Origin of the sequence: Actinomyces stomatis (assembly GCF_031292835.1) — a bacterium.
In the GTDB taxonomy this organism is placed as follows: domain Bacteria; phylum Actinomycetota; class Actinomycetes; order Actinomycetales; family Actinomycetaceae; genus Actinomyces; species Actinomyces stomatis.
The window spans coordinates 183,340-207,739 of record NZ_JASPEP010000004.1; the positions used below are offsets into that span (position 1 = coordinate 183,340).

Consider the following 24,400-nt stretch of genomic DNA (forward strand, 5'->3'; position numbering starts at 1 on the left):
TTTGCCTAAAGACACGGACAACGGTTGTCTTCCGCGAACAGTGTCCTTCTCGATGGAGGAAGGGGCTCGCGGTCAGGCGACCTGCTCCCGGTAGCGGTGGACCACCAGCTCAGCGACCGCCGGGTGGTCGCCGATGGGAGCGGCCACGATATCGGCGCCCGTGGAGTGCAGGGTCCGGTGGAAACGCCCTTCCGCCAGCAGGTAGGTGGCCACACCCACCCGCCTGGCACCCCGGGCTCGGGCCGAGCTCACCGCGTCACGGACGCTGGGGCGTGCAGCCGAGAGGTAGGCGGGCGTTACCTTGCGCCCCAGACGTGCCTCGAGCAAGTGGGTGATGGCCTCGACCTCCTCCAGCGCCGCCGCCTGACGCGACCCGGCCGCCCCTAGGACAACATGGTCGAGCCCTGGGAGCCCGCCCAGGGGCGCGGAGGCCTCCTGGAGCCGCTGCGCGACGGCCTCCACCAGGTGCTCCTCGACGCCCAGGTGCCCGGTGACCGTCCCCGATCCGTGCCGGTCCACCACAGCCGGTACGTCATTGAGGACGTGATGGCCGCGGGCCAGGAAGAAGGGCAGCACCACCGGATTCACCAGCCCCTCCAGCGCCGTGGTCGGGTCCGGGGGCTGGAGCTCGATGTAGCCGGTGCGCACCTCCACCTCCGGCAGGATCGTGCGGACGCGCTCGGCGGTGCGGGACAGGACTGAGGACGGCCCGGGCCGGCGCGAGCCATGGGCCAGCAGTACCAGAGGACGAGTACTCATACCGGCTCCACCACCAGATCTGCACTCGTGCGAGAACGAACCGGGTCGACCGGCCTCGGCCCGATGGGCTCACCGGAGGTGAGAGGCTCGTCCGGTACAGCGGCAGGTGCGTGGCCGCGCTGATGAGTGGATCGGACCTCCTCAAGCGCCTGATCGGTCTCCTCGCGAACATCCTTGGCACTGGCCTGCGCCTTGCGGATCGCCAGGGTCAGGAAGGCCGCCCACACCACCCCGAGCGTGCCGTACAACAGGAACCCGGTTCGGGCCGAGGCCTCGGCCCAGGACAGCAGGACCCGCAGGTTCGTGGCCAGGATCAGTCCGCCGACTGCGGTACCCAGCACCGCTCCGGGCAGACGGGAGACCAGCCAGGCGGAGATCGGTGCAGCCACCAGTCCACCGGCCAGCAGGGTCAGGACGATCCTAAGGCTGATGCCGGCGGTGCCCAGTCCGGTGAGGAAACCGGCCGAGGCCGCCACCGTCACCAGGAACTCCGAGGCCCCCACTGAGCCGACCACGGTGCGCGGCGCCGTGCGACCGCCCGTGAGCAGCGTTGTCGTCACCACCGGTCCCCAGCCGCCACCGCCGGTGGCGTCAACGAAACCGCCCACCATCCCAAGGGGAAACAGGAGCCGTCTGCCGTGCGGGGAGCGCCTGCTGCCGGAGCCTCGGGGCGGGCGCAGGGAGAAGCGCCCCAGGACATAGGCCCCCAGCAGGATCAGCAGGCTCGCCGTCACCGGGGTCGCCGCTCGGGTCGACAGGTGAGACAGGACCGTCGCTCCGCCGAAGGCCCCCACCGCGCCGGGCAGCCCCAGCCGGACCACCAGGCGAGGGTCGGTATTGCCCAGCCGCCAGTGGGAGGCCCCCGAGGCCAGGGTCGTGCCGATCTCAGCCAGGTGCACCGAGGCCGAGGCCAGTGCCGGGCTCAGACCGGCCAGAAGCAGCAGGGAGGACGAGGTCATGCCGTACCCCATCCCGAGAGAGCCGTCGACCAGCTGAGCGGCCAGGCCGACGAGGGCGAGAAGAACAAGCTTGCGCATCAGTGACTCCGGGACATTCGGTCTACATGCGCCGAGGCGGGCTCAGGCGGCGGGGCTCGCCGGCCGGGCCTCCTCAACGACTCGGTCAGCCCAGTACGGGCTCAGAGTGACGACGTCGCCGATGACGATGACCGCGGGGGCGGTCACGCCGTACCGGGCGGCGACGTCGGCCAGACATCGCAGCTCGGTAGTGGTCACGCGCTGGTCGGGGAGGTAACCGCGTTCGATGATCGCTGCCGGAGTGGCCGCATCGCTGCCGGCCTCCAGCAGGGAGACGACCGAGTCCCGCAGTCGGGAGACCCCCATGAGCAGGATGAGGGTGTGATCGCGGCGCTGGGGGAGCACCCCGAGATCCGCATGAGCCGTGATGACCGAGAAGCCGCGCGACAGGCCCCGGTGGGTCACGGGGATCCCGGCCGCCGCGGGCACGGCGATGGCGCTGGTGATCCCCGGGACGACCTCGACGGCGACACCGGCCGCGCAACAGGCGGCCGCCTCCTCCCCGCCGCGCCCGAGCACGTAGGGGTCGCCGCCCTTGAGACGGACCACCCCCTTGCCGCGGTGGGCCAGGTCGACCAGGAGCGCATCGATCTCCTCCTGGCTCAAGACGTGCCGGCCGCGCCGCTTGGAGGCGTCGATGACCTCGGTTCTGGGGTCAAGGTCCTCCAGGAGGTCCCGGGGCGCCAGCGCGTCGACGACGACCACGTCCGCCTGGCCCAACAGCTCCAGGCCGCGAGCGGTGATGAGGCCGCTGCTGCCCGGGCCACCGCCCACCAGCGCCACCCAGCCGCCCGCTGAGCCGGTGGAGCCAGCGGGTGCATGGGGGGAAAGTTCGCGGGCCATGCCTCAGCCCCTGCCTGAGGAGGCGGTCGCAGCGGGGTCGGAGCTGCCTGAGCCCGCCAGCTGCACCATGCCCGCGCCGAGTGTGCCGCCCTCGTGGGCGTCGATGAGGAGGAAGGCTCCGTCGGACCGGGAGACCGAGTAGTCGGCCAACGGCACCGGTGAGGCAAGGCGCAGACGCACCAGGCCGATGTCGTTGAGCTCAAGGGCGTCCGCCGGCACCGTGGTCAGGTCGTCCAGGTCGAGGCGGCCCTCAATGGTGCCCACGATCGCCTGGACCGTCTGAGCGCCGTGCTTGAGCAGCACTCGCGCCCGGGGGCGCAGGGGCTGCTCGCTCAGCCAGGACACGCGGGCGGCGACCTCGGTGAGCACCTGGGGCGCGTCGCCCGCCGCGGCCAGGGTGTCACCGCGGGCGACGTCGACGTCATCGGTCAGACGCACCGTCACCGACTGGCCCTCGACGGCCTCCTCCAGGCTGCGCTCGCCCAGGTCAATGCCGGCCACGCGCGAGCGCCTGCCCGAGGGCAGGACCACCACGGGGTCGCCGACGCGCACCGTGCCCGAGGTGATCTGCCCGGCGTAGCCGCGGTAGTCGCGCAGCTCGGGCGCCGGCGCCGCCCCCTGAGGGCGGATGACCAGCTGGACCGGGAGGCGGAAGGCGCCCTCATCGCGGGCGGTGGGCAGGGACTCCAGGAGCCCCAGCAGGGTCGGCCCCTCGTAGAAGGGAGTGCTGGACGAGGCCTCGACGATGTTGTCGCCCAGGAGCGCGGAGGTCGGCAGGACATGGATCTCGGCCACGCCCAGCTCCGCGGCCACGGCGCGGATATCGGCCTCGATGGCCGCGTAGACCTCGGCGGAGAAGTCCACCAGGTCGATCTTGTTGACCGCGACGATGACGTGCGGGACCCGCAGGAGGGCGGCGACCGCCAGGTGGCGGCGCGTCTGCTCCAGGACCCCGTTGCGGGCGTCCACCAGCAGCACGACGACGTCGGCCGTGGAGCAGCCGGTGACCGTGTTGCGGGTGTACTGCACGTGTCCGGGGCAGTCGGCCAGGATGAAGGAGCGCTGCGGGGTGGCGAAGTAGCGGTAGGCGACGTCGATCGTGATGCCCTGCTCCCGCTCGGCCCGCAGACCGTCGGTCAGCAGCGCGAGGTCGGCACTGGTCAGGCCCCTGTCCAGGCTGACCTGCTCGACGGCGGCCAGCTGGTCCCGCAGGACGGACTTGGAGTCGAACAGCAGGCGGCCCACGAGCGTGGACTTGCCGTCGTCGACGCTGCCGGCCGTGGCCAGTCGCAGCAGCGAGCCGGTGGTGGCGGCGCGTGCCTCGGCCTCGGCGGGGATATCGGTGAGGGTGGGGGTGCTCATCAGAAGTAGCCCTCCTTCTTGCGGTCCTCCATGGCCGCCTCGCTCAGGCGGTCATCGGCGCGGGTGGCTCCCCGCTCGGTCAGGGTGGAGGCGGCGACCTCCAGGACGATGTCGCGGTTGGTGGCGGCGTCGGACTCGACGGCGCCGGTGCAGGACATGTCGCCCACGGTGCGGTAGCGCACGGTGCGGGTGACCACCTGCTCGCCGTCGCGCAGCCGGTTGACGCCGCCGGCCGCCAGCCACATCCCGTCACGCAGGAAGACCTCGCGCTCATGGGCGTAGTAGAGGTCGGGCAGGGCGATGTCCTCGCGCTCGATGTAGCGCCACACGTCGAGCTCGGTCCAGTTACTCAGGGGGAAGACCCGCACGTGCTCCCCGGGACGGTGACGGGGATTGAGCAGGTTCCACAGCTCGGGGCGCTGGTTGCGCGGGTCCCACTGTCCGAACTCGTCGCGCAGGGAGACGATGCGCTCCTTGGCCCGGGCCTTCTCCTCGTCGCGGCGTCCGCCGCCGAAGACGCCGTCGAATCCGCTCTCCTCGATGGCGTCGAGCAGGGGGATCGTCTGGAGCGGGTTGCGGGTGCCGTCGGTGCGCTCGCGCAGACGGCCGTCGTCGATGTAGTCCTGGACGCGGGCCACCACGAGCCGCAGACCGAGGTCCTTGACCGTCCGGTCACGGTAGGCCAGCACCTCGGGGAAGTTGTGGCCGGTGTCCACGTGCAGGACGGGGAAGGGTATCGGAGCGGGCCAGAAGGCCTTGCGCGCCAGGTGCAGCATGACCACGGAGTCCTTGCCTCCGGAGAACAGCAGGACGGGGCGGCGGCACTCGGCGGCGATCTCCCGGATGACGAGGATGGCCTCGGCCTCCAGGACGTCAAGAATGTCCAGGGTCTCAGTGGTGGCGGGCGCCTGGGAAGGGGCGGTGAGACCGGCCGGTTCGAGCTCCGGCGCCTGGGCGGGGGAGGTGGCTGGGGCCGGACGGGGGTGGGTCAAGGTGATGCTCATAGGTGGATTCCGCATTCTGTCTTGGTGAATCCGGCCCAGCGGCCGGAACGGGGGTCGTCTCCGGGTCTGACTCGCGCCGTGCACGGGGCGCAGCCGATCGAGGGGTATCCGTCGTAGAGGAGGGGGTTGATGAGTACGCCGTGCTGGTCGGCGTAGCCGGTCAGGTCCTCCATGCTCCAGGCGGCCAAGGGGTTGATCTTGACGATCTCGTGAGTGGCGTCCCATCCGATCAGCGGCGTGCGGGTGCGGGTGGGGGCGTCCTCGCGTCGCACGCCGGTGGCCCATGCCTCGTAGCCGCTCAGGGCCCGGGCCAGCGGCTCGACCTTGCGCAGACGGCAGCAGGCGGCCGGGTCCCGTGACCACAGGTCCGGCCCGTAGCGCTCGTCCTGCTCGGCCACGCTCAGCTCGGGAGTCACGTCGACGACAGTGACGCCCATGGTGGCGGCCACCGCGTCGCGGGTGCCCACGGTCTCCGTGAAGTGGTACCCGGTGTCCAGGAAGAGGACGTCGACGCCGGGGAGGATCCGGGAGACCACGTGCGGCAGGACGGCGTCGGCCATGGAGCAGGCCACGGCCAGCGTGTCGGGGAAGTTCTGGGCCGCCCACTGGGCGACGTCGAGGGCCGTGGCGTCGTCTCCGAGCTCGCGCGCGCCGGCCTCGGCCAGGGCGCGCAGCTCCTCGGCGGACCGCAGCGGGGCCCGGCCGGCGCCCCGTGACCTCGAGGCGGCAGGAGCACAGTGTGGCAGGCCCAGGGGCCCCCGGGCACTTTCGGCGGTCACGGCGTTCACTGCAGGGCCTCCTCATCGGCTCGGTGCGCCCACTGGGCGAAGGCCTCCTCGGGGAGGCGCTGGTCCAGGTAGCGGCGCACCAGGCGCTCGACGTAGTCAGTCAGGCCGGAGGCGGGAACCTTGAGGCCCCGGACCGTGCGACCCAGGCCGGCCTCTGCGCGTCCGTCGGCGGCCAGGCCGCCGCCCAGGTGAACCTGGAAGCCGGGCATCTGCTCGCCGTCGACCGTGATGATCTGGCCCTTGAGGCCGATGTCCGCGATCTGGATGCGGGCGCAGGAGTTCGGGCAGCCGTTGACGGTCAGGGTGATGCGCCGCTCCAGGTCGGTGTCCGCCAGGCGCGCGTCGAGCTCGGCCGAAACTCGCGCCGCCAGCTTCTTGGTCTCCACGATCGCGAACTTGCAGAACTCCAGCCCGGTGCAGGCCAGGGTCGAGCGGGTGAAGGCGCCCGGGTCGGGGTCGAGCCCCAGCCCCCGCAGGCCTGCGACGGCGTCATCGACTCTGTCAGCCGGCACGTCCAGGAGCAGCAGGTTCTGCAGCGGGGTCGTGCGCATCCGGTCCGAGCCGACCCGCTCAGCCAGGTCGGCCAGGCCCAGCAGGACGTCACCGCTCAACCGACCGACGGGCGGCTTGACCCCCACCCAGAAGCGGCCGTCCTTCTGCTCGTGGACGCCGATGTGGTCGGAGTCCCCACTCGGCTCCTCAGGTGCCGGGCCATCGGGTAGGGCACGCCCCAGGTAGTCGTCCTGGAGGACCTGGCGGAACCTCTCCGGCCCCCACTCGGCCATGAGGAACTTCAACCGGGCCTTGTTGCGCAGGCGCCGGTAGCCGTAGTCGCGGAAGATGCGGATGACGCCGTACCAGACGTCGAGGGCGTCCTCCGGGGTGACGAAGGCCCCCAGCCGCTGGCCCAGACGTGGCGCGGTTGACAGGGCACCGGCCACCCACAGGTCATAGCCGGGACCGAGCTCGGGGTGGTTGACGCCGACGAAGGAGATGTCGTTGATCTCGTGGAGGATGTCGAGGCTGGGGGAGCCGGTGATGGCCGTCTTGAACTTGCGGGGCAGATTGGCCAGCTCGGGGTCGCCCAGGTAGGTGTCCTTGATGGCACGGGCCAGCGGGGTCGGATCGATGATCTCGTCCTTGGCGACGCCGGCCACCGGCGAGACCAGGAAGCCCCGGGGCGTGTCCCCGCAGCCCTCGATCGTGGTCAGCCCCACCGACTCCAGGCGCTGCCACATCTCGGGCACGCTCTCGATCTCCACCCAGTGGAGCTGGATGTTCTGGCGGTCGGTGATGTCGGCGGTGCCGCGGGCGAAGTCGTTGGAGACTGAGCCCAGTACCCGCAGCTGCTCGCGGCTCAGGCTTCCGCCGTCCAGACGCACCCGTTGCAGGAAGTAGCGGTCGGAGAGCTCGGAGGCCTCCAGCTGGGCGGTGCGGCCGCCGTCGATTCCCTGCTTGCGCTGGGTGTACAGACCCCACCAGCGGAAACGGCCGTTGAGGTCATCGGGCGCGATGGTCTCATAGCCGCCGGGGCCGTAGATGCGCATGATCCGGTCGCGCACCGCCAGCGGTGCCCCGTCCTGCTTGAAGGCCTCGTTGTCATTGAGCGGCTTGCGCCCGTCGAGGGCCCACTGGCCGTTCGACCGGGCCTTGCGCGGAGGGCGCACGGTGCGGGCGGGTGGCGTGACGGTGGTGGTCATTGCTCCTCCATGACGGTGGTGTGTCATTGGCGCGTGAGGAGCGTCCGGGGTCGGCCTGGTGTGCTGCTGCGTGCAGAGCCTGCAGGGCCGTTCGGTTGGCGTCAGCCGTCTCAACGGGGCCTTCCGGACGCTTCATTGCGCCGGATACCTCGTTGCGGGGTGAAATCCCCGTGGTGTCAGGCGCTGGTCAGGCCCGACAACACATGACCGCATGGGCACGCAGAACGTCAGCGGGATAAGCGCCGCTGAGAAGAACTGCGTGAGGGAAGGTCATGGCCAGAACATTAACCATGCATTTACCTGGCGACAAGCAAGAATGATCTGTGCTTCGAGTCACGGTAGAGCCGTTGAGGGGCGCTTTATCGAGTCAGGACGGGGAAAAGGTCGCACTGCCGCACACTGCCCCCGTGGTGGCGTGCGGCAGTGGTGTGGGTCCTTGGGCCTGCGCCTGTGCTCAGGCGCCCAGCTCGCGGTCCCGCTCGGCGATGGCCTCGAAGGCGCGCACGACGGCGTCGGAGAAACCGGCCCGCTCCAGGGCCACCATGCCCGCCACCGACGTGCCGCCGGGGGAGCAGACCGCGTCGATGAGATCGGCCGGGGTGCGGCCGTTGCCTCCCTCGGCGGTGCGCTGAGCCTCGGTCTGCACTGTGCGGGCGGTCCCCAGCACCGCCTGAGCCACGATCTGGACGGCCAGGGCCTTGGGGATGCCACCCATGACGCCGGCGCGCGCCAGGGCATCGATGAAGGCGCACACCAGGGCGGGGGAGGAGCCCGCCAGGCCGATGAAGGAGGAGAAGTCCCTCTCCTCCAGGATCACGGTGCCACCGATGGTCTCCATGAGCGTGCGCACTGTCTCCAGGTCCTGAGTGCTCGCACTGCTCCCCGGCGCCAGTGCCGTCATCGACTCGCCCACGGCGGCGGCCATGTTCGGCATGGTGCGCACCACCCGGGTCCCGTCGGGCAGCATCGACTCCAGGCGCTCCAGGTTCAGGCCGGCCGCGATGGAGACCACCAGGGGCCTGCTGCTGGCGATGGCCTCCGACAGCCGGGGCAGGACGTCGGGGATGACGTAGGGCTTGAGCCCCAGGATGAGGATGTCGCTGCGTGAGACCAGCTCGGCGGCGTCGGCCACGTGGACGGCCCCGACCTGCCCGGCCAGGCGCTCGGCGGAGCCGTGCTTGCTGGTCAGGAGCAGGTGTCCGGCCGGTGTTCCCGCGGCCACGGCCCCTCGCACAATGGCGCTGACCATGTTGCCGGCGCCGATGAACCCGATACGCATGAAGGCCTCCTGCTCGTCTGCGACGTGAGGCCATCACCGTACCGCGACGCCGCGCCGGGCGGTGCGACTTCCGGGGTGCCGGTGGCCTTCAGAGCACCATGGCGGCGATCCAGCCGGCGATGAGCAGGGGGATGTTGAAGTGCAGGAAGGTCGGGATGACCGAGTCGCGCATGTGGTCGTGCTGCCCGTCGGCGTTGAGTCCGGCCGTCGGCCCCAGCGTGGAGTCCGACGCCGGTGAGCCGGCATCCCCCAGGGCGCCGGCGGTCCCGATGAGGGAGACCGTGGCGACCGGGGAGAAGCCCAGGGAGACGCACAGCGGCACATAGATCGCCGAGATGATCGGCAGGGTGGAGAAGGACGAGCCGATGCCCATCGTCACGATGAGGCCCACGAGCAGCATGACGAAGGCGGCGGCGGGCTTGGAGCCCGCGAACAGGGAGGTCGCCGACTTCACCAGCGGCTCGATCTGCTTGGTCTCCTTCAGGACGGCGGCGAAGCCCTGCGCCGTGATCATGATGAGCCCGATGAGGGCCATCATCCGCATGCCGCCGGTGAAGACGTCGTCGGCCTCGGCGATGGTGACGACCCGGGTGGCCATGAACAGCAGCAGACCCGTGAGCGCCCCGACCAGGAGCGGGTCGGCCTCGGACTCCGTCCAGGTCAGGAAGGTCTGGACCATGAAGCAGGCGACGACGGCGACCAGCGCGATCGCCACCTTGTGGCGGTCGATCTCGACCGGGCCGGAGACATCTTCGCCCGAGCCGGTGCCGTTGCCGGTGTCGATCCGGTAGGCGCGGGGCTTGCGATAGGTGACGAACACGGCGATGAGCAGCCCCGAGACCATGCCCAGCGCCGGGATCCCCATGGCGTGGGTGGCTGAGATCTGGGAGACGTCCAGGCCCGCCTCCTTGATGTTGGCGTAGAGGATGTCGTGGAGGAAGACCCGTCCGAATCCCAGGGGCAGGAACATGTAGGTGGTGACCAGCCCGAAGGTGATGGCGCAGGTCACGGCGCGGCGGTCCAGCTGCAGGCGGCTCATGACGATGAGCAGTGGCGGAACCACGAGAGGAATGAAGGCGATGTGAACCGGGATGAGGTTCTGACTCATGACTGCCATGGCCGTGAGCCCGCCCAGCACCAGCATGGTGGTGGTGCGTACGGCCTTACGGGAGGCGGACTCGTCCTTGTTCTCGATTCTGCCGATGAGCCAGTTCGCCAGCAGCTGGGGCAGGCCCGAGTGCGCCACCGCCATGGCGAAGGCCCCCAGCAGCGCGTAGGACAGGGCGATCTTGGCCCCGGCGGCCAGCCCGTTCTGGAAGGCGACCATGGTGTGGCTGATGCCCAGGCCGGCGCTCAGCCCGCCTGCGAGTGCGCCGACGAACAGGGACAGGACCACATGGACGCGCAGCATCGCCAGGATGAGCATGACCAGGACGGCGAGGATGACGGCGTTCATAGGGGGCCTTCCGGTGGGGCCGACTGTGCTGGGCTTCGCGAGCGGGCCTGGGTGAACCGGTGCGAATCGAGGCCGATTGTGCCAGGTGAGCGTGACGGGGACGTATCGTGGGCTCATGAGCGAGAACCGCAAGAACGTCACTGTCGACTCCGTACCGGCCCGCCGAGCCCTCGTCACCGGGGCCTCCACCGGCATTGGTGCCGCCACTGTTCGGCTCCTGCGTTCCCACGGGTGGGAGGTTGTCGCCACCGCGCGTCGGGTGGAGCGTCTTGAGGCGCTGGCCGCCGAGACCGGCTGCACGTGGGTGGCCGCCGACCTCCAGGAGGCCGGCGACGTCGAGCACCTGGCCAGTGAGGTGCTTGCCGAGGGGCCTGTTGACGCCGTCGTCAACAATGCCGGGGGCGCGCTGGGAGTCGACCCGGTCGCCGAGGGCAGCGCCCAGGAGTGGGCCACCATGTATGAGCGCAACGTGCTCGCGGCCCTGCGCGTGAGCCAGGCCTTCCTGCCGGGGCTGCGGGAGCGGGGCGGGGACCTGGTCTTCCTCACCTCCACGGCGGCTCACGACACTTACCCCGGTGGGGGCGGCTACGTGGCGGCCAAGCACGCCGAGCGGATCATCGCCAGCACGCTGCGCCTGGAGCTGGTGGGTGAGCCGGTGCGCGTCATTGAGATCGCCCCCGGCATGGTGGCCACCGAGGAGTTCTCCCTCAACCGCCTTCACGGGGACGCGGAGGCGGCCGCGAAGGTCTACGCCGGTGTCGCCGAGCCCCTGAGCGCCGCCGACGTCGCCGCCTGCATCGCCTGGACGCTGGAGCTGCCCGCCCACGTCAACATCGACTCCATGGTGGTGCGGCCGCGGGCCCAGGCATCCAACACGCTGGTGGCCCGGGAGCAGTAGGGGAGCAGAACCGTCGGACATAGGTGGTCCACAGGCTCGACCTGCCCCGAGCACAGCGCGGGTTCCTAACGTCTGTTCTAGCCCCGGCCGGGCCGGGAAACAGACTGAAAGGACACCCATGAGCAAGCACGTCTCCTCCGGTGGCGACGCCACTTCCTCCCAGCGTGACGCGGCCACGGAGAGTCTTCCCACCAGCGACGCTGTCGACGCCGCTGCGCAGCGCCTCTCGCAGGGCGCCACAGGCAGTGACGGCGTCGAGGATGCTGAGGACGTCAAGAACACCGTGGACGCCGTTGACGCAGGCACGCTGAGGGCCGAGGCCCCCGCCAAGGACGTCACGCAGGACTCCGCCAAGGGCTCTGGGACGGCTCGCTCGGCGGCTGCCGGCAACAGCACCGCTGACACCAGGCTGGGCGGGGCGTGGGCCTCTCCGGATGCTCAGAACGCCGCGACCATCGGCGTCGTGCCCTCCACGTCCGCGGCGGCCAAGAAGGCCCGCAAGGCTCGTGGGCCCTGGTACCGCCGTCGCGCCGTCGTGGGCGCTGCCGGGGTGGCGCTGCTGGCGGGCTCCTTCGGGGCCGGGTGGGGGACCAACGAGCTCCTCAGCTCCGGCTCCCAGCACGGTCAAGCCCAGCAGCAGGGAGGCGGCAACGGTCAGGGCATGCCCGGAGGGGGGCAGGGAGGTCCTGGCGGCGGAGGCCCTGGTGGTCAGGGTGGCCCCGGCGGGCAGATGCCCGGTGGCGGCCCCGGTGGTCAGGGCGGACAGGGCGGCCCCGGCGGACAGAACGGCCAGGGCGGTCCGGGAGGAGGCTCCGGTGGAGCCGGCCGGACCACCCCCAACGGGGACGCCTCCGGTGGCTCCGGCTCGGGCTCGAGCGGCGACCAGCAGTCAGGCTCCGGCTCGGGTGATGGCAACCAGAAGGGCGGCTCAGGCTCCTCGGGTGTCCTTCAGCAGCAGGACGCCTCTCCAAGCGCCCAGGGCTGAGAGCGCCGGCGCCACCGCCCACGGATCAACATTTTCTTCAGGGACGACGCGTATCCGTGTCGTCCCTGAAGTTCTTGTCGGTGTGTGCAGAATCGGTTACGGTCTCTGGCACATCTCGCACCGCTCACCCTGATGACACGGAGGAGAGGGCCCCAATGACTGACGCACACCCCCGCATGGCGCTGGGCACCATGCACTTCGGAACCCGCCTGTCCGCCACCCAGTCCCGAGAGATCCTCGACGCCTACCTGGATCTGGGCGGCCAGTGGATCGACACCGCGAACTGCTACGCCTTCTGGGGATCCGAGACCGGCCTCGGTGGCCAGAGCGAGACCGTCATCGGCCAGTGGCTCGCTGATCGAGGCGTGCGCGACCAGGTAAGGATCAGCACCAAGGTCGGTGCGGAGCCGACCCGCCCCCACGGTTTCCCAGACGCCGTGGAGGGCCTTGGTAGGGACACTGTCAACCGAGCCATCCGGGACAGCCTGCAGCGCCTGCAGACGGAGCGCATCGACATGTACTGGGCTCATATGGAGGATCGGGAGCAGCTGGTCGCCGATGTCGCCGAGACCTTCGGTGACCTGGTTGACCAAGGGTTGACCGCACGGATCGGGCTGTCCAACCACCCGGCCTGGTACGCCGCCGCAGCCAACGTGCACGCCCAGCAGCGGGGTGTGGCCGGATTCAGCGCCCTGCAGCTGCGGGAGTCGTATCTCCACCCGAGGCCGGATACCCCGGTTGAGGGTGAGGACCATCCCCACGGGATGATGACCATCGAGAGCAAGGACCTCGCCGAGCGCTGCGGTCTGGACCTGTGGGCCTACACGCCGCTGCTCACCGGCGCCTACGAGCACCCGGAGCGCCCGCTGCCCGAGGCCTACAGGCATCCGGGGACTGACAACCGGCTGACGGCGCTGCGCAGGTGGTCGGACAGCCTGGCCATGAAGCCGAGCCAGGTCGTCCTGGCCCTCCTCAACGCCCAGCACCCGTCCATCACCCCGATCGTGGGCGTCAGCAGCGTCGCTCAGCTCACTGACGCGGTCAAGGCCACCCGTTTCAGCCTCCCGGAAGAGGCTGTCGAAGAGCTCAACGCAGCCGGCTAGACCGAGCGGATCCGAGCCGGCGCCGGCACTGCGCCGCCCACAGATCGACCTTTTCCTCAAAGGCGACGCGTATTCGTGTCGTCTTTGAAGTTCTTGTCGGTGTGTGCAGATTCGGTCACGGTCGCCGGCTCCGAGACAGGTGGACACCCGGTCGCTATTCCATCGCCGGGTGTGGGGAGGACGACGTCGCCGAGGCGGGGTGCGAACTGGCCCCGGATGCGTGCCGCCCACTACACTCCCCGGAGCAAAGGCACCGACCCGGCCATCACCGGCGAGCCTCCGGAAGAACCGGACCTCGGCGCACCAGCGCCGTCGGCCCTCAGTAGAACCGGACGGGACAGCCCGTCACAGCTGGAAACGAAGCGGTCGTGCAGGCCGTCCCGGTCGGGGCGCGCAGCACGGCAAGCGAGGTGGTACCGCGGTGCGGCACCAGCCGGGCACCAGGCCCGGCCGGGAGCCGACGTCGTCCTCGTCAGGCCCCGGGCACCCGCCCGAGGCGGCAGGAACGAGTGAGACGAGAGCACACCGCGATGGCTGAGAAGATGGCTGACAGCACCACCGCCGGCGGCAGCGAGCCGACCGGCGCCGCCTTCTACCCCCTGCACCGCCCGGGGGAGCAGATCGACCCCTCGCCCTCCTTCCCCGCCATTGAGGAGGACGTCCTGGCCTACTGGAAGGCCGACGGCACCTTCCACGCCTCCATCGACAACCGCGGCGAGCCCTGCGACGAGTTCGTCTTCTACGACGGCCCGCCCTTCGCCAACGGCCTGCCCCACTACGGCCACCTGCTGACTGGCTACGTCAAGGACGCCGTCGGGCGCTACCAGACCCAGCGCGGCAAGCGCGTCGAGCGTCGCTTCGGCTGGGACACCCACGGCCTGCCCGCCGAGCTCGAGGCCCAGCGCCTGCTCGGCATCGACGACGTCACCGAGATCACCCGCCCCGGCGGCATCGGCATCGAGAAGTTCAACGAGGAGTGCCGCAGCTCCGTCCTGCGCTACACCAAGGAGTGGGAGGACTACGTCACCCGCCAGGCCCGCTGGGTCGACTTCGACAACGACTACAAGACCCTCGACCCCGACTACATGGAGTCGGTGCTGTGGGCCTTCAAGCAGCTGTGGGACAAGGGGCTGGCCTACCAGGGCTACCGCGTCCTGCCCTACTGCTGGCACGACCGCACCCCCTTGAGCAACCACGAGCTCAAGATGGACGACGATGTCTACCAGGACCGGCAGGACAACACGGTCACGGTGGGCCTGCGCCTGGAGGAGCCCCTGCGCCAGGGTGCCGAGCGCCCCGAGCTGGTCCTCATCTGGACCACCACGCCCTGGACCCTGCCCTCCAACCTGGCCATCGCCGTGGGCCCCGACGTCGAGTACGTGACCGTCCACGTCGATGAGGGCCTCGACTCGCCGGTCGCCGGCCAGGACGTCGTCATCGCGAAGGACCTGCTGGGCGCCTACGCCCGCGAGCTCGGCGAGGACCCGCAGGTCGTGTCCACCTGCACCGGGGCCGACCTGGTGGGGCGGCGCTACCACCCGATCTTCGACTACTTCGACGACGCCGCCCACCGGGCCGAGGGCGCCGCCCCCGGGCCGAAGGCCTGGACGATCATCGCCGCCGACTTCGTCACCACCTCCGACGGAACCGGCCTGGTGCACATGGCCTCGGCCTTCGGTGAGGACGACATGATCGCCTGCACCGAGGCCGGCATCGAGACGGTCGTCCCCGTTGATGACGGCGGCTGCCTGACCGAGGAGGTGAGCGACTATGCCGGGCTGCAGGTCTTCGAGGCCAACAAGCCCATCGTGGCCGACCTGCGCGACGGCACCGGCCCTCTGGCCCGCCGCGACGAGAACCAACGCGCCGTCCTGGTGCGCCAGGCCTCCTACGTGCACTCCTACCCGCACTGCTGGCGCTGCCGCAAGCCGCTCATCTACAAGGCCGTCTCCTCCTGGTTCGTGCGCGTCTCGGCGATCCGCGACCGGATGGTCGAGCTCAACCAGGACATCGACTGGTACCCCGGTCACATCAAGGACGGCATCTTCGGCAAGTGGCTGGCGAACGCGCGCGACTGGTCCATCTCCCGCAACCGCTTCTGGGGCGCCCCCATCCCGGTGTGGGTCAGCGACAACCCCGACTACCCGCGCACCGACGTCTACGGCTCCTACGCCGATCTCGAGCGCGACTTCGGCGTGAAGGTCACCGACCTGCACCGCCCCTTCATCGACACCCTCGTGCGGCCCAACCCCGATGACCCCACGGGCAAGTCCATGATGCGCCGCATCCCCGACGTCCTGGACTGCTGGTTCGAGTCCGGCTCGATGCCCTTCGCCCAGGTGCACTACCCCTTCGAGAACGTCGAGTGGTTCGAGTCCCACTACCCGGGCGACTTCATCGTGGAGTACATCGGTCAGACCCGCGGCTGGTTCTACACCCTCCACGTCCTGGCCACCGCCCTGTTCGACCGACCCGCCTTCACCTCCTGCGTCTCCCACGGCATCCTCCTGGGTAACGACGGGGCGAAGATGAGCAAGTCGCTGCGCAACTACCCGGACGTCTCCATGGTCTTCGATCGCGACGGGGCCGACGCCATGCGCTGGTTCCTGCTCTCGGCGCCGGTCATGCGCGGAGGCAACCTCGTGGTGACCGACAAGGCCATCCGCGACACCGTGCGCCAGGTGGTGCTGCCGCTGTGGAACACCTGGTACTTCTTCGCCCTCTACGCGGGTCAGGTGGGGGAGTCCGGCTACGTCACCGACGGCGTCGACCTCGACGACGCGAGCCTGTTCGCCAAGCACGGCGGCCTGCACGTCATGGACCGCTACGTCCTGGCCCGCACCAAGGACCTGGCCGAGACGGTGGCCGCCCAGATGGACGGCTACGACATCACCGGGGCCTGCGCCACGATCCGTGACTTCCTCGACGTGCTCACCAACTGGTACCTGCGCACCTCGCGCCAGCGCTTCACCGACGGTGAGACGGCTGCCTTCGACACCCTGGCCACCGTGCTGCGCGTGCTCACCGAGGTCATGGCGCCGCTGGCGCCGCTGGTGAGCGAGGAGATCTGGCGGGGCCTGACCGGTGGGCGCTCCGTGCACCTGACCGACTGGCCCGTGCTGCCCGACCACGTCGCCAACCCCGAGCTCGTCACGGCCATGGATGAGGCCCGCGCGGCGGTCTCAGCCGCCCTGAGCCTGCGCAAGGCCGAGAAGCTGCGCGTGCGCCAGCCGCTTCGCAGCCTGACCGTCGCCACGGCCGACCCGGCCGGGATGGCCCCCTTCCGCGAGCTCGTGGCCGAGGAGGTCAACGTCAAGGAGGTGCGGGTCCTGGACGCCGAGTCCGCCGGCTACGAGGTCCGAACGGACCTGGCCCTCAACCCACGCGCCTTCAGCCCCGAGGTCCGCAAGCTCACCTCCAAGCTCTTCGCCGCCGTCAAGGCGGGCCAGTGGGAGCTCACCGAGGACGGTGACGTGCGCTTCGACGACGTCCTGCTCGATGGCACCCCGGTGGTCCTGGAGGCGGAGGACTCCGCCTTCACTCTGACCACCCGCATCGAGGTCGATGACGACTCCCTGGCCGCCACCATGCTGCCCTCGGGTGCCTTCGTCGTCCTGGACACCGCCCTCGACGACGCCCTGGAGGCCGAGGGCTGGGCCCGTGACCTGGTGCGTCTGGTTCAGGATGAGCGCAAGGCCGCAGGCCTGCACGTGGGGGACCGGATCCGCCTGGAGCTGAGGGTTCCGGAGGACAAGGGCGCCTGGACCGGTGCCCACCTGGACCTCATCAAGCGGGAGGTCGGCTGCGTGGACGCCTCCGTCGTGGCGGACCCGGCCGCCCAGGAGCCGACCGCCACGGTCGAGAAGGTCTCCGAGACGAGGGATCGCTGATCCGACACGCTGGTCGATTAACTTTCCGATTACCTGAGGGATAAGGCAGAATAAATCCGTCGCTCGGTCACCAGGGCTTGGCTGAGCAGCGGCGCCTCCCCTTCCCGCGGGTCGCCTCTCCCATCTCCCGGCAAGTACGCCCCCTGCCGCCACGGTGACGGCAGGGGAAGCGTTGTGCGCGGCTTCCTCCCTGGGGGCGAGCTCGCTGGCCGCCTTGGTTTTGAGAGGTACGGACGATGAGTATCAGGGGCACTGCGGAGGCCATTCTCCCCCTGCCGGCTCAGGGCTGGCTGAAGCGGGCGATCTACCGCCGTAACTGTCGTCTCTCGCCTCCCCAGTACCGGTCCGCCCTCAAGCACTGGTACTGGCTGTTCAAGTGCCGCCCCTGCCACCTGGAGGCGCCGCGCACCATGACTGAGAAGATCCACTGGCTCAAGCTCTATGACTCCACCCCGCTCAAAGGGCGTCTGGCGGACAAGTACCTGGTGCGCGAGTGGGTTGCCGACACGGTGGGGGAGGAGTACCTCGTCCCCCTGCTGGGTGTGTGGGACTCGCCCGACGAGATCGACTTCGCCTCCCTCCCCAACAGCTTCGTCCTCAAGGCCACGCACGGCTCGGGATGGAACATCCTCGTGCCGGACAAGAGCGCTCTTGATCGAGCCTGGGCTCGTCGGCGACTCAAGAAGTGGCTCGGCCTGCGTCAGGCGATGAAGGGCGGATTCGAGCTGCACTACGAGTACTGCGAGCCGCGCATCGTGTGCGAGCCCTTCCTGCGTGACGGCACCGGAGGGCTGCGGGACTACAAGTTCATGGTGTTCGACGGCGTCGTCCAGTTCGTCTTCACCGTGGACAGGCGTGCGGGTCGCGCGATGCGCGGAACCTACCTCCCGGACTGGACCCGAGCGCCCTTCGAGTACACCTGTGAAGCCGTCCGTTCCCCAGACGTCCCCCCGCCGAGCGGCCTGGAGACCATGCTCCTGCTGGCCAGCAGGCTCGGGAAGGGATTCGCCTGCGCGCGCGTCGACTTCTACGAGGTGAGGGGGCGCGTCTACTTCGGCGAGATCACCTTCACCGACGCCGATGGACTGTCCGACTTTGCTCCCCCTCGCTACGATCGTATTTTCGGAGATCGCATCATCCTGCCTGAGAAGAAGTCGTTCAAAGGTGTCACACTGTGATGGTTTAAAACGCGAGGAATGGCTTCTGTAGGTCTTCTACGAAGATTGTCGAATCCGGTGGGTGGGACCCTTCAATTTCCTCGATGTACATGAGGGCTTTCTCATTAAAACTTCTGGTCGCTTGCCTTGCCGGGGCTCCCGCGTGTTACTGTCTGTCTCATTAATTCCGGCACTCCTTCATGGGGTTTCATGGCTGTTACTTCATGTTAGTGAGTGCCGCGCCCTATCAGTCCTGAATAATGGCAGGTGATATGCGGATGACGCTCGAGGACCTTCTTCAACTGACTCGTCGACGCCTTGGATCTCTCGCTCTGGCGGTTATGATCTGCGTACTTTTCTCAATAGTGTTCGCTTTCGTGTCGCCGAGCTCCTACACGGCGAACGCTCAGGCGTACCTGCATGTAGAGGTGGGAGGAGATCCGGCGGAGAACACGCAGTCCCACTACAACGCGGCGCAGCTCGCCGGCATGAAGGCTGACGCCGTTGTCCCGGTCTTCACCTCGGAGGCTGTCGCCCAGCGAGTAGTGGACTCTCTCAAGCTCGACGTCACCCCCGAGGAGCTGGCCTCCTCGGTGTACGCGGCGAGGACACCCGAGACCGTGTCGGTGCAGGTATCCGTCAAGGCGTCCTCCGCCCGCCAGGCTCAGATCTTGGCCGATGAGGTCATCCGGCAGGCCGCAGCAGAGGTGGGGGAGTTGGAGGGTGCCGACTCCCCAGTACGGATCTCTCTGCTGTCCTCCGCCGAGCTGGCGAGCGCGACTCGGTCCCCCGCCTTGGTCACCTGTGTGGCGGTGGGGCTGCTGGCCGGGCTGGTCCTGGGCTATGTGTGGATTCTTGTCCAGGAGCTGCTCGACAAGAGCCTCAAGGGGCCTGAGGACGTGCGCGAGGCTTTGACGGCGCCGGTGCTCGGCGTTCTGCCGAAGGATCCCTCGTCCCTGCGGCTGGGGCGAGGTGTGCGGGCGGAGGTCGAGGAGCGGCTGCGTGCCACCCGTACCAATCTGCTTCACGCCTTGTCTCACGGGGCTCGGCAGGTTGTGGTCGTCACCTCGGCCGGCCCGCAGGAGGGGGCCTCGGAGACGGCTGCCGGCCTGGCGCGGGTCCTGGCCCTGTCCGGCCATCGGGTCGTTCTGGTCGGAGGGGACCTGCGTTCGCCAAGCACTGTCGGAGCTCAGGGCGGTCCAGGACTCGCAGAGGTGCTGGCGGGTTCGGCGCGCCTCAGTCAGGTCCTGGTTGAAGGGGAGGTGGCGGGCCTGGAGCTCCTGCCTGCTGGTGAGATGCCCGAGAATCCCTCCGAGCTGCTCGGCGGCCGCAACATGAGTGACCTCCTGCAACATCTGGCCTCGGACCGCATCGTAGTCATCGATGCTCCTCCGGTCTGCCGCTTCACCGATGCCGTGGTGCTGGCCGCATGTGCCGGCGGCGTCCTTCTTGTAGCGCGAGCCGGGCGCACCACTGCGGAAGGGCTCCGCGAGGCGGCCCTGGCTGTGGGGCAGGGCGGAGGGCACATGCTCGGAGTGGTGCTCACCAATGTGTCCGATGTCGGGCGTGGGGGGCAGGGCATTCAGGTCGGTGCCACTCATGCAGAGAGAGCAACCGTCTAGCCTTCTCCTTCCCCGAGTGCGGAATTCGTGTGCAGAAGAATAGGTCGCACCGTCAAGGAGTTTATTTAAATGTTACCTTGCGGGAGATCTGATATCTGTCAGTGGTGCACACCTTCGGTTCCGGTCGAAACTGAGCTTGTCACTTCAAGTATTCAGGTAAGAGTTGCCTGTGGTTTTGTCCGACCGCGCCAACCCGGATCTGTTGATAAACGATGATCGAGGAGAAATCTCCTCAGAAATATTCCAATCGGTGGTGTTCGGTGTTAGATTGATGCTGATCATTAAAAACGGAAGTTGATCTTGATGGTGCCATGAGGTTCCGTCTGCCGTTTTCCGCACCATTTCCTCCTGTTCAACAGTAGGAGCTGCATCCCCAAGTCCGTCCCGCGAATCAGTGAAACCTGTTCGCCCATCCGCAGATTGAAACCCTGATGACATTTGAAATCTGTCGCTCCCACCGGCGTCGCACGCTTGATCGGAGTCCCTCACTCTCAGGCGGTGTGTCTCTTGCTTGTCAGCTGAGTCAGCGGAGCGTGACGACTCATGCCTGAAGCACGTCAGAACTCCCACGGCGTCGCAAGCCGTGATGAGCGCAGGGCCGAGGCGCGCCAACCTGGCGTGCCGCTACCCGCACGATCCCTCGAAGAACAGGGGGGAGCCACCGCCGGCGGTTCCAGGGCACCGGGCTCCGCCCCCATGAAGCCGTCGGACTGCAGCGCGCTGAGGACGGGCTCCTCCCTGTGCCGGCTCGAGCCCCTCGCTCTGATGGTCGTCGATTTCCTGGCCACCTATGTGGCTCTGTTCTGCGCGGCGTGGGGGACCACGAAGTGGGCGACCGCCACAGGCGCGACCGGCGGCCTCCTGGCCATCGGCGTGCTCGGGATCGTCAACGTGGGAGTCTTCGCCACCTTCAAGATGTACAACAGTCTGTGGCGCTACGCCTCGATGGCGGAGGCGCTGAGGATTCTCTACGCGACCGTCGTCGGCTCGGTCTGCGGTGATCTCCTCTTCTCCCTGGCCTTCGATGGTGGGCTGTCGGTGCGTTCCTACGTCATGGCCTGGGCGCTGCTCGTCATCATGACCGCGGGAACTCGCCTCGCCGTCCGGGCGCTGTGGCACAGCCGCGCCCAGCGCAGCGCTCGAGCAGGTGAGCGAGGCACCCGCCCCCGCACCCTCATCGTCGGAGCCGGGCAGACAGGCTCGCTGACCATTAAGCGCATGCACCTGGGGGACGAGGACATGTGCGGAGAACCGGTGGCCCTTGTCGACGACGACGTCACCAAGCACGGTCGCCACGTCCACGGCGTCAAGGTCCTCGGCTCGTGTGACGACATCCCCCGCATCGCCCAGGAGTGCCAGGCCGAGCAGATCGTCCTGGCCTGCCCCTCAGCCCTGGCCTCCGAGCGTCAGCGCATCCTGTCCATCTGCCTGACGACGGGCCTGAGAATCCTCACCCTCCCGAACGTACGGGACCTGGCCCAGCAGGATGACGGACGGATCGCGCTGCGGGAAGTCGAGATCTCCGAGCTGCTCACCCGTGACGAGGTCGCCTTCGACTCCACGGGGATGGGGTACGTGCGCGGCCAGGTCGTCCTGGTCACTGGCGGCGGCGGCTCCATCGGCTCTGAGCTGGTCCGCCAGCTCATCGAGGCCCGACCGCAGCAGATCGTCATCTTCGACGTCTACGAGAACACGGCCTACGAGCTGCTCCACGAGATGCAGCCCAAGGCCACCGAGCTGGGGGTGACGCTCTCGGTCGTCATCGGCTCGGTGACCAATGAGCGCATCGTCCGTGACTGCTTCGAGCGGTACCGGCCCAAGGTCGTGTTCCACGCGGCGGCGCACAAGCACGTGCCGCTCATGGAGGACAACGCCCGCGAGGCCGTGGAGAACAACGTGCTGGGCACCTGGATCGTCTGCCGTCTGGCGGAGGAGCTCGGCTGCAGCCACTGCATCCTGGTCTCCACCGACAAGGCGGTCAACCCCACCAACGTGATGGGGGCGACCAAGCGACTGTGCGAGCTGGAGATCCAGGCCCTGGCCCAGACGAGTCGCACCACTGTCTTCGCCGCCGTGCGCTTCGGCAACGTGCTCGGCAGCCACGGCTCGGTCATCCCGCTGTTCAGACGCCAGCTCAGATCAGGTGGGCCGCTGACTGTCACCCACCCGGACATCACCCGCTACTTCATGACGATCCCCGAGGCGGCCCAACTGGTCATCACCGCCGGGTCCATGGCTCAGGCCGGAGAGATCTTCATCCTGGAGATGGGGCAGCCCGTGCGGATCTACGACCTGGCCGTCAACCTCATCAAGCTCTCGGGCCTGCGAGTGGGGCGTGACATCGAGGTGGCCTTCACCGGGCTGCGCCCGGGCGAGAAGCTCTATGAGGAGCTGCAGATGCATGACGAGGAACTGCGTCCCACGGAGAACACATCGATCCTCGTCTCCACGGCACCGCCGCCCACCAGGCTGGAGGTGGAGGACAAGATCGCTCGGCTCATGGCCTGCCTGTCCGAGGGAAGCGAGCAGATCAAACGGGAGCTGGCTCGTGCGGTGCCCACCTACCACCCACGTCTTGAAAACAGTACGAGTACGTCGTCGACAATGAGGAAAGCTGGCTGATGCGTGTCGATTTCTCACCCCCGGACATCACCGATGCCGAGTGCCAGGAAGTGGTGGATGCCCTGCGATCGGGCTGGATCACCACGGGGCCGCGCACCAAGACCCTGGAGAAGCAGGTGGCGCAGCGCTGTGGAACCACCCGGGCCGCCTGCCTGAACTCCGCGACCGCCTCCTTGGAGCTGACCCTTCGAGTCCTCGGCATCGGTCCAGGGGACGAGGTCATCGTCCCCGCCTACACCTACACGGCCTCGGCCTCCCCGGTCGTGCACGTGGGCGCCACCCCGGTTCTCGTCGACGCCGGTGAGGCCGACGGCGGTTACGGGCTGGACCCCAGTGTCCTGGAGTCCGCCATCACCCCGCGGACCAAGGCCGTCATTCCGGTCGACATCGGCGGACGCATGTGCGACTACCCGGCCCTGCGCGCGGTCGTCGACAGCCGCAGCCACCTCTTCACCCCGGCCGGGGCCGTCCAGGAGGCACTGGGGCGCGTCGCCCTCGTCGCCGACGGCGCCCACAGCTTCGGCGCCCGGCGCGACGGCACGCCCTCGGGCAGCGCCGCCGACTTCACCACCTTCAGCTTCCACGCCGTGAAGAACCTGACCACCGCGGAGGGCGGCGCCGTCACGTGGAGGCCGGAGCTGGGCCTGGACGATGAGCTCTACCGCCAGTACATGCTGCTGTCCCTGCACGGGCAGAGCAAGGACGCCCTGTCCAAGACCCGACTGGGGGCCTGGGAGTACGACGTCGTCAGTCCCGCTTACAAGTGCAACATGACCGACGTGTGCGCCGCGATCGGCCTGGCCCAGATGACCCGCTACGACTCGATGCTCGAGCGTCGGCGCCAGATCATCACCCGCTACGACCAGGCCCTGGCGCCGGCGGGCGTGACGTCGCTGCGGCACTACGAGGACGGGAGCGTCTCCTCCGGGCACCTCTACCTGGCGAACCTGCCGGGTCTGGGGGAGGATGAGCGCAACGAGTTCATCGAGCGCATGGCGCGCGCAGACGTGGCCTGCAACGTCCACTACAAGCCGCTGCCACTGCTGAGCGCCTACCGGAACCTCGGCTTCAGCATCGAGGACTTCCCACGGGCCCACACCCTCTACGCCAATGAGGTGAGCCTGCCTCTGCACACCTCATTGACCGACGAGCAGGTCGACTACGTCATCAGCTGCGCGCTCGAGGCGCTCGCGGCGATGGGGCGATCATGAGGATGCCGCCCTGGGAGGACCTGCCGGCCGCCCTGCGGACCGATGAGGTTCGCCCCTACTACGAGGCACTGTCCCGGCGCGGACTCCAGCTGCGGCTCAAGCGCCTGCTCGACGTCGTCGGAGCGACGGTCCTGATGGTGCTGCTCGGGTGGCTCTTCATCATCCTGGCGGCCCTCATCAAGCTGGACTCGCCCGGACCGGTGTTCTTCCGCCAACGGCGGGTCACCCAGTTCGGGCGCGAGTTCCGGATCGTCAAGTTCCGCACCATGACACACCGGCCGGCCGACCCGGGGGACCAGATCACCCGGGGGAACGACCCCCGGGTCACGAAGATCGGTGCGGTGCTGCGCCGGTACCGGCTCGACGAGATCAGCCAGCTCATCGACATCCTGCGCGGCACGATGAGCTTCGTGGGGACCAGGCCGGAGGTGCCCGAGTACGTCAACCAGTACACCCCGCAGATGCGGGCCACCTTGCTGCTGCCGGCCGGGGTCACCTCCACGGCCTCCATCGAGTTCAAGGATGAGGCCGAGATCCTGGCGGCCGCCCCGCCGGACCAGGACGCCTACCTCACCCAGGTCCTGCCGGCCAAGATGCGCCTCAACCTGCGCGACGTCCAGAACTTCAGCATTGGGCGAGATCTGTCGATCGCGCTCCGGACCGTGTTGGCGGTCGCCACATGAG

The 24,400-nt window shown here is 68.8% G+C and carries 18 protein-coding genes; 9 read left to right on the forward strand and 9 right to left on the reverse strand.

The window, feature by feature from the left end; translation table 11 throughout:
• Positions 1 to 72: 72 nt before the first annotated feature.
• From RIV12_RS04390 to RIV12_RS04430, 9 genes are all read right to left on the reverse strand, one after another.
• On the reverse strand, positions 73 to 759 hold the full coding sequence (locus tag RIV12_RS04390) for a sirohydrochlorin chelatase (protein ID WP_309322403.1): 687 nt from the start codon (positions 757 to 759) through the stop codon (positions 73 to 75).
• Entirely contained in the window at positions 756 to 1,796 is a 1,041-nt protein-coding gene (locus RIV12_RS04395) for a sulfite exporter TauE/SafE family protein (protein ID WP_309322405.1), read from the reverse strand. Before RIV12_RS04395 ends, RIV12_RS04390 begins: the two co-directional genes overlap by 4 nt.
• A gap of 42 nt (positions 1,797 to 1,838) precedes the next feature.
• A complete protein-coding gene (gene cobA, locus RIV12_RS04400) occupies positions 1,839 to 2,639 on the reverse strand; it encodes a uroporphyrinogen-III C-methyltransferase (protein WP_309322407.1) in 801 nt (266 codons plus the stop codon).
• Positions 2,640 to 2,642: 3 nt separating this feature from the next.
• Entirely contained in the window at positions 2,643 to 4,001 is a 1,359-nt protein-coding gene (locus RIV12_RS04405) for a sulfate adenylyltransferase subunit 1 (RefSeq protein ID WP_309322409.1), read from the reverse strand.
• Complete coding sequence (gene cysD, locus RIV12_RS04410; protein ID WP_309322411.1) at positions 4,001 to 5,005, reverse strand: sulfate adenylyltransferase subunit CysD; 1,005 nt, start codon at positions 5,003 to 5,005, stop codon at positions 4,001 to 4,003. Before cysD ends, RIV12_RS04405 begins: the two co-directional genes overlap by 1 nt.
• Positions 5,002 to 5,793 (reverse strand): phosphoadenylyl-sulfate reductase, encoded by a 792-nt coding sequence (locus tag RIV12_RS04415; protein ID WP_309322413.1) that lies wholly within the window; start codon positions 5,791 to 5,793, stop codon positions 5,002 to 5,004. The genes cysD and RIV12_RS04415 overlap by 4 nt, the downstream gene beginning before the upstream one ends.
• Entirely contained in the window at positions 5,790 to 7,493 is a 1,704-nt protein-coding gene (locus tag RIV12_RS04420) for a nitrite/sulfite reductase (protein ID WP_309322415.1), read from the reverse strand. The genes RIV12_RS04415 and RIV12_RS04420 overlap by 4 nt, the downstream gene beginning before the upstream one ends.
• Before the next feature lie 454 nt (positions 7,494 to 7,947).
• The gene (gene proC / locus RIV12_RS04425) at positions 7,948 to 8,772 is read right to left on the reverse strand and encodes a pyrroline-5-carboxylate reductase (protein WP_309322417.1); all 825 of its coding nucleotides are present in this window, start codon (positions 8,770 to 8,772) and stop codon (positions 7,948 to 7,950) included.
• A gap of 88 nt (positions 8,773 to 8,860) precedes the next feature.
• Positions 8,861 to 10,228: a Na+/H+ antiporter family protein gene (locus tag RIV12_RS04430; protein WP_309322420.1), complete on the reverse strand. Its 1,368-nt coding sequence runs from the start codon at positions 10,226 to 10,228 to the stop codon at positions 8,861 to 8,863.
• Positions 10,229 to 10,343: 115 nt separating this feature from the next.
• Between RIV12_RS04430 and RIV12_RS04435 the strand changes: the two genes are divergently transcribed.
• The 9 genes from RIV12_RS04435 (at position 10,344) to RIV12_RS04475 (ending at position 24,399) form a co-directional block, all read left to right on the forward strand.
• On the forward strand, positions 10,344 to 11,126 hold the full coding sequence (locus tag RIV12_RS04435; RefSeq protein ID WP_075418641.1) for an SDR family oxidoreductase: 783 nt from the start codon (positions 10,344 to 10,346) through the stop codon (positions 11,124 to 11,126).
• 118 nt (positions 11,127 to 11,244) lie between these two features.
• On the forward strand, positions 11,245 to 12,111 hold the full coding sequence (locus RIV12_RS04440; RefSeq protein WP_309322422.1) for a hypothetical protein: 867 nt from the start codon (positions 11,245 to 11,247) through the stop codon (positions 12,109 to 12,111).
• Positions 12,112 to 12,266: 155 nt separating this feature from the next.
• Complete coding sequence (locus tag RIV12_RS04445) at positions 12,267 to 13,214, forward strand: aldo/keto reductase (protein ID WP_309322424.1); 948 nt, start codon at positions 12,267 to 12,269, stop codon at positions 13,212 to 13,214.
• Positions 13,215 to 13,744: 530 nt separating this feature from the next.
• Positions 13,745 to 17,104: an isoleucine--tRNA ligase gene (ileS, locus tag RIV12_RS04450; RefSeq protein ID WP_309322426.1), complete on the forward strand. Its 3,360-nt coding sequence runs from the start codon at positions 13,745 to 13,747 to the stop codon at positions 17,102 to 17,104.
• A gap of 236 nt (positions 17,105 to 17,340) precedes the next feature.
• The gene (locus tag RIV12_RS04455; RefSeq protein ID WP_309322428.1) at positions 17,341 to 18,282 is read left to right on the forward strand and encodes an ATP-grasp fold amidoligase family protein; all 942 of its coding nucleotides are present in this window, start codon (positions 17,341 to 17,343) and stop codon (positions 18,280 to 18,282) included.
• Positions 18,283 to 18,689: 407 nt separating this feature from the next.
• Positions 18,690 to 19,883, forward strand: a complete 1,194-nt coding sequence (locus tag RIV12_RS04460; RefSeq protein ID WP_309322430.1) for a tyrosine-protein kinase domain-containing protein — start codon at positions 18,690 to 18,692, stop codon at positions 19,881 to 19,883.
• 543 nt (positions 19,884 to 20,426) lie between these two features.
• A complete protein-coding gene (locus RIV12_RS04465) occupies positions 20,427 to 22,505 on the forward strand; it encodes a polysaccharide biosynthesis protein (RefSeq protein WP_309322432.1) in 2,079 nt (692 codons plus the stop codon).
• Positions 22,505 to 23,716 (forward strand): DegT/DnrJ/EryC1/StrS family aminotransferase, encoded by a 1,212-nt coding sequence (locus RIV12_RS04470; protein WP_309322434.1) that lies wholly within the window; start codon positions 22,505 to 22,507, stop codon positions 23,714 to 23,716. Before RIV12_RS04465 ends, RIV12_RS04470 begins: the two co-directional genes overlap by 1 nt.
• Positions 23,713 to 24,399, forward strand: a complete 687-nt coding sequence (locus tag RIV12_RS04475; RefSeq protein WP_309322436.1) for a sugar transferase — start codon at positions 23,713 to 23,715, stop codon at positions 24,397 to 24,399. The genes RIV12_RS04470 and RIV12_RS04475 overlap by 4 nt, the downstream gene beginning before the upstream one ends.
• Position 24,400: the final 1 nt, after the last annotated feature.